The following is a 14,189-nucleotide window of genomic DNA, read 5'->3' as shown; positions in this document are numbered from 1 at the left end:
TAGGAGGAAATTAAATGAATACTAAATTAGTATCAAGAGATGACAAGAAAATAGTTTTTACATCAGAAATTAGTCCAGAAGCATTCCAAGCTTCAATTAATAAAGTTTATAACAAAATGAAATCAAGATTTAACATTCCAGGTTTCAGAAAGGGTAAAGCTCCAAGAAAAATCATTGAATTAAATTATGGAGAAGGTATTTTCTTTGAAGATGCTGTAAATGAATTATTACCTGATTTATTTGAAGAAGCTGTTAAAGAATTAGAAATTGGTAAAGACATCTGTGGGATGCCAAAAATTGATATTGAAGAATTTGATAAAAATAAAGCTATAGTAATAAAATTTGAACAAGAATTAAAACCAGTTCCTGAGTTAGGAGACTATAAAAATTTAGTTGCTGATGATGTTAAGTTTGAAGTAACTGATGAAATGGTTGATGAAAGGGTAAATAAAGAACGTGAAAACAATGCAAGAATAGTTTCAATTGAAGATAGACCTGTAAAAGATATGGATACTGTTAATATTGACTTTGAAGGTAGTGTTGAAGGAGTTCCATTTGATGGAGGTAAATCTGAAAATTATGATTTAGTTGTTGGCTCACATACTTTTATTCCAGGTTTTGAAGAACAATTAATTGGGAAAAATATAGGAGATAATGTTGATGTTAATGTTATTTTCCCTGAAGAATATCATTCAGAAGAGTTAAAAGGAAAAGAAGCTCTTTTCAAAGTAAAAATAAATTCTATTAAAGAAAAACAACTTCCTGAATTAGATGATGAATTCGCGCAAGATGTTTCTGAGTTTGATACACTGGAAGAATATAGAGCAGATATTAAAAAGAATCTTGTTGAATCTGCAGAAAGAAATGCTTTGGTTCAAAAACAAAATAATGCAATTGATGCTCTTATTGAAAGTTCAAATGTAGAAGCTCCAGAATCAATGGTTGCTGAAGAAGTTGATAAAGCTTTTAGAGATTTTGCTGGTAGAATTAGACAATACAATATGGACTTGGATAATTATTTCAAAATGTTAAATACTACTGAAGAAGCTGTTAGAGAACAATTAAGACCAGAAGCTACTAAGAGAGCTAATGCTGAACTTGTTATCGATGCTTTTGCAAAATTAGAAAATATTGAAGTATCTGAAGAAGAAATTGATAAAGAAATCGATGAATTCGGAAAGAATATGAAAGTTAAAGATTTTGAAGAATTTAAGAAGGAATTGAAATCAGGAGAAGGTCTGGAAGGCATTACTGCAAGTTTAATTAGAAGAAAAGCGGTTGATCATTTGGTAAGTCTTGTTAAATTCCAAGAACCTAAAAAAGAAACTGTTGAGGAATAATTAGTTAAAATATAGCTTGCATTTTGCTAAGCTATATTTTTTATTAGGAGGTAATTATGGCACTTATACCTATGGTAGTTGAACAAACTAATAGAGGAGAAAGGTCTTATGATATTTATTCAAGACTTTTAAAGGAAAGAATTATATTTTTAAGTGGAGAAGTGAATGATCAAATGGCTGATTTGATTGTTGCTCAACTTCTATTTTTAGAATCAGAAGATCCTAAAAAAGATATTCAAATTTATATAAATAGTCCAGGCGGTTCAGTTAGCGCTGGACTTGCAATTTATGATACAATTCAATATATAAAACCTGATGTAAGTACTATTTGTATTGGACGTGCTGCAAGTATGGGGGCATTTTTATTGACATCAGGTGCAAAAGGAAAGAGATTTGCTTTGCCTAATGCAGATATTATGATTCACCAACCTTTAGGAGGAGCTCAAGGTCAAGCTGAAGACATTAAAATTCAAGCACAAAAGATTTTACAAGTTAGAGCAACTCTTAATCAAATTTTAGCAAAGAGAACAGGTCAATCTCTTAAAAAAATTGAAAAAGACACAGATAGAGATTTCTATATGAGTGCTTATGAAGCAAAAGAATATGGAATAATCGATGAAGTAATAGAAAATTAAGGAGTTAATTTTGGAAAAAAAGAAAACTAGATGTTCTTTTTGTGGAAAAGAGGTAGAAGAAGTAGATCAAATAGTCAGTGGAATTAATGCAAATATCTGCAATGAATGTATTGAAATTTGTCATTCCATGATTGAATACCAAGAAAGAACTAAGAAAAAAGAAAGCTTAGAAAAATTACCAACTCCAGTAGAAATTAAGAATATTTTAGATGAGTATATTATTCAACAAGACAATGCAAAAAAAGCTCTAAGTGTTGCTGTTTATAATCACTATAAAAGAATTAATAGAGATGTTGAAAGTGAAGTTGAAATTCAAAAGTCTAATATTCTTCTTGTAGGACCTACGGGAAGCGGAAAGACGCTTTTAGCTCAAACACTTGCTAAAGTTTTAGATGTTCCTTTCGCAATTGCAGATGCAACTACTTTAACTGAAGCAGGATATGTTGGAGAGGATGTTGAGAATATAATTTTGAAATTAGTTCAGGCAGCTGACTATGACATAGAAAGAGCAGAAAAAGGAATAATATATATTGATGAAATTGATAAAATTACGAGGAAAAGTGAAAACCCTTCAATAACTAGAGATGTTAGTGGAGAGGGTGTTCAACAATCACTTTTAAAAATAATAGAAGGAACTGTTGCAAATGTTCCTCCAAAAGGAGGAAGAAAACATCCTGATCAACAATATATACAAGTTGATACTACAAATATTTTATTTATTGTAGGGGGAGCTTTTCAAGGTATAGAGTCAATTTTAAAAGCCAGACTAGAGAAAAAATCAATGGGGTTTGGCGCAGATGTTAAAACGGATAAACTTGATGATTTTTCTGAAATTATTAAGAATTTAAGACCTGAAGATTTACTTAAGTATGGTTTGATACCCGAATTTGTTGGTAGAATACCTATGATTGTAACTTTAGAAAGTTTAAATGAAAATTCTCTAATTAGAATTTTAGAAGAACCAAAGAATGCATTAATTAAACAATATAAAGAGCTTTTATCTATGGATAATATAGAGCTTGAGTTTGAAAAAGATGCAATAAAAGAAATTGCAAAGATAGCTCTTGAAAGAAAAACAGGTGCAAGAGGTTTGCGTGCTGTTATAGAAAGTGCTCTTTTAGATACAATGTTCACATTGCCGTCTGAGAAAAATGTTGAAAAATGTATTGTCACTAAAGATGTAGTTTTAGGAAAGGCAAATCCCGTTTTAATATATAATGAAAATAAAAAATAGAGGAAAAATATTTATGAGCAATATAAATTTTAATATTGAAGAAAAATTAAATAGACCTGTAATAGCACTTAGAGGACTTTGGATTTATCCTTATTCTGTTGTTCATTTTGATGCAGGAAGAAAAAAGTCTATAGATGCAATAGAGTCTGCATTAAAAAAGGATTCAATTTTAGTTGCTTTTACTCAAAAAGATATTAGGACAGAAGATCCTAAGGCAGAAGATTTATATGAAATGGGAACTGTTGTTATCGTTAAACAAATTTTAAAGATGAATAATGGAATAACTAGAGTTTTAGCTGAAGGTATTTGTAGATGTAGAGCAAAGAAAATTTATGATGATGGTAAATTTCTAACAGCTGATGTTGAAGAATTCTATTATGATGAAGTTGGAGAAGAAGTAGACTCTGAATTGGCAACTTTACGAAATATGGTTGAAGTTGCATTTGAAGAATATACAGCTAAGAAAAGACATCTAGATGTTGATACTGAAATAAGTGTTCAAAATTCTTCAAATATGGATAAATTTACAAATAATGTAGCAAGTTATATAATTAGATTATCCGATGATGAACATTATGAAAACTTTAAAATATTTGATATGAGAGAAAGACTTGAAAAACTTTATGAAATTTTACAAAATTCTATAGAATTATCATTCTTAGAAGAAAGTATTTCTAGAAAGGTTTCTTCAAGACTAAATAAAAATCAAAGAGAATATTATCTTCGAGAACAACTTAATATAATAAAAGAAGAACTTGGAGATGGAGAAGATTTAAGCTCTGAATTGGATGAATATGCTAATACCATAATGAGTTTTGGATTTGATGAAAATATTGAAGAAATGTTATTTAAGGAAATTAGAAAACTTTCTGAAATACCATCAGGCTCACCTGAGGGAAATGTGATTAGAAGTTATCTTGATAAAATAGTTACATTGCCTTGGAAAAAGTCAAAAAAAGAAAAATTAGATGTTGCTTACACTAGAAAAATTTTAGATAAAGACCATTTTGGACTTAAAGATGTTAAGGATAGAATTATAGAATCAATAGCCTTAAGAAAAATTTCAAATAATCAAAAAGGCTCAATAATTTGTTTAGTTGGCCCACCAGGAGTGGGTAAGACTTCCATCGCAAAATCTATAGCGAAATCTTTGAATAGGGAATTTGTTTCTATGAGATTGGGTGGACTTCATGATGAAAGTGAAATAAGAGGTCATAGAAGAACCTATGTTGGAGCAATGCCAGGTAAAATTTTAACTTTATTAGAACAATGTAAAGTTAATAATCCAGTAATGCTACTTGATGAGATTGATAAGGTTTCAAATGATTTTAGAGGAGATCCTTCTAGTGCATTGCTTGAAGTTTTAGATCCTGAACAAAACAATAAGTTTACTGACAATTATATAAATATTCCTTTTGACCTTTCAAAAGTTATGTTTATAACTACTGCGAATACAACTGCTACAATTCCATCTCCATTACTTGACAGAATGGAAATTATTCCGGTCTCAAGCTATACTTATGATGAAAAAGAAAAAATTGCTATTAATCATTTGATTCCAAAGGCGTTTAAAAACTTTTCAATGACTAAAAAAATGCTTGATATAAAAGCTGATGCAGTAAGAGATATCATTCGATATTATACTAGAGAATCCGGTGTAAGAAATTTGGAAAGAATGATTGAAAAAATAATTAGAAAAGCAGCTGTGATTTTAGTTTCAAAAGAAAGTAAAAAAGTTACAGTTAATTCAAAAAATCTTGTTGATTTCTTAGGAAAGAAAAAATTCCATGATGATATTTTGGAAAAAGAAGATAGGGTTGGACTTGTAAACGGATTGGCTTGGACAGAAGTAGGAGGAGAACTTTTAACAATAGAAACTGATATTGTAAATGGAACAGGAAAAATTCAGCTTACTGGACAACTTGGTGATGTTATGAAGGAATCTGCAATGACTGCAATTTCATTTGTTAGAAGCAAAGCTGATAAATTTAATATTAAAGAAGATTTTTATAAGGAAAAAGATATACACATTCACGTTCCTGAAGGAGCAGTACCAAAAGACGGTCCATCTGCTGGTATAACAATGACAACAGCAATTGTCAGTGCTCTTACAAATAGGAAAGTCAATAGACAATTTGCAATGACAGGGGAAGTAACTTTAAGAGGAAGAGTTTTAGCAATAGGAGGACTTAAAGAAAAAATCCTTGCAGCAAATAGGTATGGAATAAAAAATATAATTATTCCAAAAGAAAATGAAGTTGATATTGATGAAATTCCTGAAGAAATTAGAGAAACTTTAAAAATTTATACAGTTTCTGATGTTTGTGAAGTATTAGATTTAGTTTTAGAAAAAGAGGTGTAAAGTGAAAATAATCTCAAGTGAATTAGAACAAATTGCTGCGATTATTTCACAGTATCCTGATTCTGATTTAAAAGAAGTTGCCTTTGCTGGTAGGAGTAATGTTGGAAAATCAAGTTTTATAAATGCTTTCATAAACAGGAAAAATTTAGCTAGAACTAGTTCCAAACCTGGAAAAACAAGAACAGTAAATTTTTATAAAATAAATGATTTATTTAGATTAGTAGATTTGCCAGGATATGGATATGCACAAGTTTCTAAAAGTGAAAAAGAAAAATGGGGAGTAATTATTGAAACTTATCTTTCTAATAGAGAAAATTTGTGTGAAGTTATTCTTATCGTAGATATTAGACATGCTCCTAGTAAGGAAGATGTTATGATGTATAACTGGCTTTTAGAATATGGATTTAGTGGTTATGTTATAGCAACTAAAGCTGATAAAATTTCTAAAGGACAATGGAATAAACATTTAAAAGTTGTTAGAGAAATTTTAGGAATAAAGGATATGAATTTAGTTATTCCATTTAGTTCAGATTCAAAAGCGAATTTAGAGGCAGTCCATAATAAAATAGAAGAAATATTAAGCTGTGAGTAATCGCAGCTTTTTTAGTCTATATTTCTTGTTAATAGCAATTAATTTAAGATTTATAATTGAATTAAAGCTAGTCCTTACTATTGACTTTTTAACCTGTTTCTTCTAAAATAGTGCTATAAATATGATATTCTTTGAAAAGGTTATCTGTTGAGGAGGAAATATTATGAAAAAAATATGGAAAAATAATTTGAATATTTTGCTACCACTTTTTGTAGTTATGTTTATTTATATTTCATTGGAAATTGGAGTTGCAATGTTTTTTGGTTATGTTATAGATTCAGCAAGTGGAGCAATAAATATGCAATTTTCTAAGGTTATGATTTATACTTTTGCTTTACTTATTACAGAGAGCGTTTTTAAATGGATTTATGAAGTTATGAGTTATAAATTTGTAGCTAAAATGTCTTTAGATACAAAGATTTACATATTTAATAATTTAATAAAACAAGATATTGAAAGTTTTTATAATAATGATGTAGGGAATAAGATTTCAATTCTTACTAATGATATTAATACTATAGAAACAGAGTATTTTAGAACATTTTTAAATTTAGTTAAATCAGGATTTTTGTTTCTTTTTGCCTTTGGGACAATTTTCTATGTTTCCTATCAAATGACGATTGCTTTAATGATATTGTCTATAATTTCATTTGCGTTTGGAAATATTCCAATGAAAAATTTAAAAACTTTTAAAGAGAAATTTTCAAATTCTCAAAGTGAATATACTGCAAGAACAAGTGAATATTTTAATGGTTATGAAACAATCAAAGTATTTGGACTAGAAAAATTTATTTCAAAAGTGTTTTATAATAACTCAAAAAATGTTTATGATAAAGGACTTGCATATCAAAAAAGGTATAGTTTAGTAACTATGATTTCATATTTTTTTGGAGGTTTTACATTTTTAGGTGGTTTTGTTTGTGGTGGATATTTAGCATATAAAGGATTTATAACACTTGGACAAATGATTGTTTGTGTGCAACTTACAAATCACATTGTGAATCCTTTGATGTTTGCAATAGAATCTTATGGTAAATTTAAGTCTGTTGATAAAATATTAAATAAAATAGAAAATACTTTAATTTCAGAAGAAAATGTTGAAATAACAGAAATTAAAGACTTTAATAATAAGATTTCTTTAAATGATGTTAGCTTTAAATATGATGATAAAAAAGTTTTAGAAAATATAAACTTTGATTTTGAAAAAGGTAAAAAATATGCTTTAGTAGGTTTATCAGGAAGTGGAAAATCAACTTTGATGAAGCTAATTTCAAAAAGAATTAAAGCAAATGAGGGGAAAATTTATATAGACGAAACTGATTTGGATGAAATTTCAAGAAATTCTATTATAAATTTAATTTCAACAATTAATCAAAATGTATTTCTATTCAAAGGAAGCCTATATGATAATATAACATTATTTAGTAAAGATTATTCGGAAGAAAAAGTAAAAGATGTTATATTGAAAGCTGAACTTGGTAAATATTTGGATAGATTGTATGATAAGGAATTGATTTCTGAAAACGCAAATAATTTATCAGGAGGAGAAAAACAGAGAATTTCAATTGCAAGGTCTTTGATAAAGGATACAAAGATAATACTTGCTGACGAAATTTTATCAAGTTTGGATAATGAAATTGCATTTTCAATAGAAAAGGGACTACTTGAACTTGAAAATATAACATTGATTTCTGTAACACATAGATTAATAAAGGAAAATTTAAAACAATATGACAAAATATTGGTATTAAAAGATGGGAAAATAGAAGAAAAAGGTAATTTTGAAGAACTTATGAGTTTTGATTCATACTTTAAGAAGTTATATACAATTTCTGAAGTTGAGAATAATTAATTATAAAATTTTTGTAAAAAATAAATTGATAAAAAATATCAATTATATTTAAAAATCTATTGAAATAATTTTTTTGTTGTGATATTATGAGTATGTTAAAAATAAAAAAATGGAGGAATAGTTTATGGTAACAAATGAAATGATGGAAAAATTTAAAGAACGTTTTGAAAGCGATTTATCAAGTAGAGTAATTTCAAATGCAATTGCTAAAAATGGTATTCAAGATAGTTCAATTAATAATGATGCTTTAAGATTTCATAATTTTAAGTTTTCAGACAGTGTAAAGAAAGCTGAAATTACAAATCAAAAGAAATCATGACGTTGTTGGATGTTTTCAGGACTTAATGTTTTAAGACTAAAAGTTATGGAAAAACTTAATTTAAAAACTTTTGAGTTTTCACAAGTTTATCTTTTCTTTATGGATAAAATGGAAAAATCAAATAATTTCTTAGAACTTATGATTGAACATATAGATGAACCATTAGGATCAAGACTTATGGATAGTTTGTTAGATTTAGGAGCTGATGATGGAAACTTTTTTGAATGCTTTGATGACTTAATTTCAAAACATGGTATTGTTCCTAAATCAGTTATGCCAGAAACTTTCAGTTCATCCGATTCTGGTGCTTTTGTTGAACAAATTAATGTAAGATTAAAGAGAACTGCAATGAATATGAGAAAAGCACATTCAAATGGAGCTTCAGTTCAAGAATTAAAGAAATTAAAAGAAGAAACTCTTTATGAAGTTTATAATATTTGTACAAAAGTTCTAGGAAAATTACCAGAAACTTTTGATTTTGAATATACAGATAAAGACGATAAATTCCAAAAGATTACAAATTTAACTCCAAAAAAATTCTATGAAGAATATGTTGGAAGTTACTTTGAAAATAAAGTTGATTTAATTGAAGATCCAAGGGGCAAGTATCCATTTGGTAAAAGAATAGAATTAAAATATTTTAAATCTGTTAGAGAAGGAAATCCTGTTGCTTCTTTAAATGTTCCTCAAGAAGACATTAAAAAAGCTATAATCGCATCTATAAAAGCTGGAGAAGCTGTGTGGTTTGCTTGTGATGTTATGAAGAACTGTGATAGAAAATTAGGTATAATGGATAAAGATTTATTTAATTATGATGAAACTTTAACAGAACTTGGAGAATTTTCTAAAGCCGACAGAATTGACTATAGATATACAGATTTAACTCATGCTATGACATTTGTAGGAGTTGATTTGGATGAAAATGGGAATCCAATTAAGTGGCAAGTTGAAAACTCTTGGGGAGATGAAGTTGGAGAAAAGGGAATATTCTCAATGAGCGACTCTTGGTTTACAAATGAAAATATTTCAGCAATAGTAGATAAAAAATTCGTTGATGAAAAATGGTTAAAAGGTTTAGAAGAAGAATCTATAAAGATTGAACCTTGGGAACCATATGCAATGATGCTAAAAAGATAAATTTTAAAAGGGATTACTGCGGTAATTCCTTTTTTTGAATTTTTAAATCTTTATAAGGCTATTTTTTATCATTAAATTATGTTAAAATAGTCTTGTATTTTAATTAAATAGGAGGTAGTTATGGCTAAAGAAAATTTAGATTTAAAGTTTGAGGATTATAAATATATTCGTCCCGACTTTGAAAAACTTAGAGCTGACATTAGAGCTTTGACTGAAAGACTTGCAAAAGCTAAAACAAGTGAAGAGGCAATTGAAACTTATAATGAACTTAATAAAGTAAGTTCAGATGCTGATAGTATGGTTGCTTTAGCTCATGTTAAAAATTCAATTGATACTAAAGATGAATTTTTTGACAAGGAAATGCAATTCATCCAAGAAAATGCTCCAAAAGTTCAAGAAGTCGAGGTTGAATATATAAGAGAATTTGTTAATAATAAATTCAGAAAAGAGCTTGAAGAAAAATTTGGAGTTTATTTATTCCAAAAATATGAAAATTATTTATTGACTTTTAATCCTTCAATTATGGATGATTTGGTTGAAGAAGCAAAAGTTGTTATGGAATATCAAAAACTTTTATCTTCTTGTTCAAAAGAGTGGAACGGGGAACAATTAAACCTTACTCAACTTGCTAAACATTCTCAAGATTCAAATGCAAATGTTAGAAGAAAAGCTACAAATCTTATATCAGAAATTTATGAAGAACAAACTGAAAAATTAGATGAAATTTATGATAAAATTGTAAAAATAAGAGATAAAATGGCTAAAAAATTGGGCTATAAAAACTTTATAGAGCTTGGCTATAAAAAAATGGGCAGAGTTGACTACAATGCAAAAGATGTTGAAGGCTATAGAAAACAAATTGTAGAAACTATTGTTCCTATTTGTAATAAGATTAGAGAAGAACAAAGAAAGAGAATCGGTCTGGATAAACTTACTTTTTATGATGAACCTATATTTTTTAAGTCAGGAAATCCTGCTCCGCATGGAAAAAAGGATTGGATGGTTGAAAAAGCTGAAAAAATGTACAGTGAGTTATCTCCTGAAACAAAAGAGTTCTTTAACTTTATGAAAACAAAAGATTTATTTGATTTGGATGCAAAATCAACTAAGGCTGCCGGTGGATATTGTACTTATTTAAGAAATTGGAGAAGTCCATTTATATTTGCGAATTTTAATGGAACTACTCATGATGTTGAGGTTTTGACTCATGAGGCAGGTCATGCTTTTCAGGTTTTTTCATCAAGAGATTATATTCCTGAATATATTTGGCCCGGAATGGAATCAGCAGAGATTCATTCAATGAGTATGGAATTTTTCACTTGGCCTTGGATGGATTTGTTCTTTGAAGAAGAAGCTGATAAATTTAGATATAAACATATAACTCATTGTTTGATGTTTTTACCTTATGGAGCATTAGTTGATGAATTTCAACATGTTGTATATGAAAATCCGGAACTTTCTCCAAAAGAAAGGCGTGAAAAATATAGAGAATTGGAAAAGAAATACTTGCCACATAGAGATTATGACGGAATAAAAGTTTTAGAAGATGGTGGATTTTGGTTTAGACAAAGACATATTTATCAAATGCCTTTCTACTATATAGATTATACTTTGGCTCAAGTATGTGCTTTCCAATTCTGGAATAAGGATAGGAAAGACCATAAAACTGCTTTTGCAGATTATTTAAGATTATGTAAAACAGGTGGAACAAAACCTTTCTTACAACTTCTTGAAGTAGCAAAATTAGAAAATCCGTTTATAGACGGAACCATTAAAAAAGCTGTTGAACCAATAGAAGAATATCTAAATTCTGTTGATGCAAGTAAATTTTAAGAAATAAAGTAAATAAGAACCTCACCCTTCCACGATGCTTCGCATTGGGTGGGTTTCCGAGAACCTTGTTGTTTCACAATAAAAGAAACGCTCCGTTTGGAGCGTTTTTTATATTTCAATTTCTTTTATATTTTCAATCAGATTTTTGTTTTCTTCTAAAATAGGATTAACTTCATTTTCTATAAATTCATCAACTTGTGAAGGACATCTTCCAACATATTTCATAGGATTAAGTACTTCTTTGAGTTCATTTTTACTTATATCAAAGAAATCATCTTTTTCAATTAATTCCAATAGATTATTTTCAAGCCCTTTTTCTTTCACATTTTTACCTGCAACTTGAGAAAGTTCTCTGATTCTTTCGTGAAGTTCCTGTCTGTCTCCACCTTTTTTTACTTGATTCATCATTATGTTTTCACTCGCCATAAATGGTAATTCGGCCATTAAATGTTTTTCGATTACTTTTTCATAAACTACCATTCCATCAACTACATTTGCATAGAGATTCAATATTCCATCTACTGCTAAAAATCCTTGAGAAATTGAAAGTCTTTTATTTGCACTGTCATCTAAAGTTCTTTCAAACCATTGTGTTGCAAAAGTTATAGATGGATTCATTACATTTGAAATAACAAAATTTGACAAAGCTCCAATTCTTTCTGATTTCATAGGATTTCTCTTATAGGGCATAGCAGATGATCCAATCTGACTTTTACCAAAAGGTTCTTCAATTTCTTTAAGATGTTGTAATAATCTTAAATCATTTGAAAATTTATGTGCAGATTGTGCTATATTTGATAATAAAAATAAAACTTTACTATCAATTTTTCTTGTATAAGTTTGACCTGAAACAGCATAAACTCCTTTGAAGTTCATTTCTGAAGCAATAAAATTATCAAGCTTTTTAACTTTTTCTTCATCATTATTAAATAACTCCATAAATGATGCTTGGCTTCCAGTTGTTCCTTTTGCACCACGAAGTTTTAAGTTTTCCAATATGAAATTTAATTCTTCAAGGTCAATAAGTAAGTCTTGCATATAGAGTGTTAATCTTTTTCCAACTGTTGTTGGTTGAGCTGCTTGAAAATGCGTATAAGCCAAAGTTGGAATGTTTTTATATTTTAGAGCATTTTTCTTTAATAAATTTAAAACATTTATAATTTTTTTCTTTACAATTAAGAGTGCTTCTTTCATAACTACAAGTTCAGTATTATCACCAACGTAGCAACTTGTAGCACCTAAATGAATAATCCCTTTTGCATTAGGACACTGAACTCCATAAGCATAAACATGACTCATAACATCATGTTTAACAATTTTTTCTCTTTCTAAAGCTATATCAAAGTTAATATCCTCTTTAAAGGCTTCAAGTTCTTTAATTTGCTCATCAGTTATATTTAGCCCTAAACTTTTTTCTCCTTTGGCAAGAGTTATCCATAATTTTCTCCAAGTTTTAAATTTAAATTCATCGGAAAAAATGTAACTCATCTCTTTACTTGAATATCTTTTTGTTAGTGGATTTGAATAAATATCGTTCATAAAAACTCCTCAGTTAATTTTTTAATACATAATTTAATTTTATCCATATATCTAAAAAATAATGGGTAAATATTTATAGCTATATTATATCATATTATATTAATTTTTTTAAAACAAAAATATATATTAATTTAATTTTTGTATCATTATTTATTTTTTAAAAATATATATGTTTTTTCGAATAATAAATAAAAAAATAATTGAATTTCTAATAATTGAGTTTACAATATATTTATAAATATGTTATAATAAATGAAGCTTTAGACTATGGGCTTAAACTATAGGGGATATACAATTATTAATTGGAAATAAATAATTGTACTAAATTAGGAGGTAAATTTAATGATAGATAATGAAGAAAAAATAAAAGTAACAAAGAAGAAAAAAAAGAAAAGAAGAAGAAAAGAAAATTTTGTTATAATAACTGCGGTTTTTTTAGCACTATTTGTCTTTTTAGGTGGTAAATATGTTTTAAGTGTTATGTATCAAAATAAAACACAAATACAAAATAAAAATAATGAAAATGAGCAAAAAAATACATCTGATAATAATTCTGAGGGAAAACAAAACACAACTGAAAAAGAACCAGAAAAACAAGATTCTAATGGTATAGATTTTTCAGAATCTGGAAGCCACATAAAGTCTGCAGATTCTTATGCTTATGATACTGCTGAAATTAGAGACTATATCATGAGTAAAAAAGAATATACTGGAAAGAAAATGGTGTTCTTAACTTTTGATGATGGTGTTACTCCTGGAATTACAGATAAAGTTTTAGATATTCTTAAGGAAAAACAAGTTCCAGCTACTTTCTTTATAGTTGGTAAAACATTAAATGATCAAGCAAAGCCATATTTGGAAAGAGAATTAAAAGAAGGACATGGAATAGCAATTCATAGTTTTTCTCATGATTATAATAAACTATATCCAAATAGAGTTCCTAATGCATCCGTTATAAAAGATGAAGCAGAAAAAACTTTATCAAGATTAAAGGAACTTCTTGGAGATAAATTTAATACTGGGGTTTGGAGATATCCAGGCGGACATATGTCCTGGAAAGGTCTTGAAAATGCTGGTAATGGTGATGAAGTTCTAAAAAGTTTGGGACTTGAATGGATAGATTGGAATAGTTTATCTGGTGATGCTGAACCACAAAAGGTTAGACCAACTAATAAAGAAGAAATGTTAAAATATGTTAAAACATCTTTGAGCTATTGGAAACAACAAAATGTTGCTGTTGTTTTAATGCATGATTCTCAAGGAAAGAATTTAACTGTAGAAACTTTGCCTAGTATAATTGATTATTTTAAATCTAATGGATATGAGTTTGGTATTTTAAAATAGGT

Annotated in this window: 9 protein-coding genes and 1 pseudogene; 9 read left to right on the top strand and 1 reads right to left on the bottom strand. The window is 28.1% G+C overall.

What is annotated here, in order from left to right; all coding sequences use genetic code 11:
- The first annotated feature begins 14 nt into the window (after positions 1-14).
- The 8 genes and pseudogenes from tig (at position 15) to RWJ08_RS01600 (ending at position 11,304) form a co-directional block, all read left to right on the top strand.
- Positions 15-1,340, top strand: a complete 1,326-nt coding sequence (tig, locus tag RWJ08_RS01635) for a trigger factor (protein ID WP_269754954.1) — start codon at positions 15-17, stop codon at positions 1,338-1,340.
- Between the two features lie 56 nt (positions 1,341-1,396).
- Complete coding sequence (gene clpP, locus RWJ08_RS01630; protein ID WP_009372577.1) at positions 1,397-1,975, top strand: ATP-dependent Clp endopeptidase proteolytic subunit ClpP; 579 nt, start codon at positions 1,397-1,399, stop codon at positions 1,973-1,975.
- Positions 1,976-1,985: 10 nt separating this feature from the next.
- Positions 1,986-3,209, top strand: a complete 1,224-nt coding sequence (gene clpX / locus RWJ08_RS01625; protein WP_313960837.1) for an ATP-dependent Clp protease ATP-binding subunit ClpX — start codon at positions 1,986-1,988, stop codon at positions 3,207-3,209.
- 13 nt (positions 3,210-3,222) lie between these two features.
- Positions 3,223-5,571 (top strand): endopeptidase La, encoded by a 2,349-nt coding sequence (gene lon, locus RWJ08_RS01620; RefSeq protein WP_313960836.1) that lies wholly within the window; start codon positions 3,223-3,225, stop codon positions 5,569-5,571.
- Position 5,572: 1 nt separating this feature from the next.
- Positions 5,573-6,163 (top strand): ribosome biogenesis GTP-binding protein YihA/YsxC, encoded by a 591-nt coding sequence (yihA, locus tag RWJ08_RS01615; protein ID WP_313960835.1) that lies wholly within the window; start codon positions 5,573-5,575, stop codon positions 6,161-6,163.
- A 163-nt stretch (positions 6,164-6,326) separates the two neighbouring features.
- Complete coding sequence (locus RWJ08_RS01610; protein ID WP_313960834.1) at positions 6,327-8,015, top strand: ABC transporter ATP-binding protein; 1,689 nt, start codon at positions 6,327-6,329, stop codon at positions 8,013-8,015.
- 124 nt (positions 8,016-8,139) lie between these two features.
- A pseudogene (locus RWJ08_RS01605) lies at positions 8,140-9,471 on the top strand (aminopeptidase C).
- Positions 9,472-9,591: 120 nt separating this feature from the next.
- The gene (locus RWJ08_RS01600) at positions 9,592-11,304 is read left to right on the top strand and encodes a M3 family oligoendopeptidase (RefSeq protein WP_313960833.1); all 1,713 of its coding nucleotides are present in this window, start codon (positions 9,592-9,594) and stop codon (positions 11,302-11,304) included.
- Positions 11,305-11,412: 108 nt separating this feature from the next.
- Here the strand turns inward: RWJ08_RS01600 and purB are convergent, their stop codons facing one another.
- Positions 11,413-12,843, bottom strand: coding sequence for an adenylosuccinate lyase (gene purB, locus RWJ08_RS01595; RefSeq protein ID WP_313960832.1), 1,431 nt, complete (start codon positions 12,841-12,843; stop codon positions 11,413-11,415).
- Between the two features lie 342 nt (positions 12,844-13,185).
- Here purB and RWJ08_RS01590 point away from each other — a divergent pair, with 342 nt between their 5' ends.
- The gene (locus RWJ08_RS01590; RefSeq protein ID WP_009372533.1) at positions 13,186-14,187 is read left to right on the top strand and encodes a polysaccharide deacetylase family protein; all 1,002 of its coding nucleotides are present in this window, start codon (positions 13,186-13,188) and stop codon (positions 14,185-14,187) included.
- The last annotated feature ends 2 nt before the right edge of the window (positions 14,188-14,189 follow it).

The organism is uncultured Parvimonas sp. (assembly GCF_963524015.1).
Classification (GTDB): Bacteria; Bacillota; Clostridia; order Tissierellales; family Peptoniphilaceae; genus Parvimonas.
The sequence above is the reverse complement of the archived record's forward strand: the minus strand, read 5'-3'. Positions and strand labels throughout refer to the sequence as shown.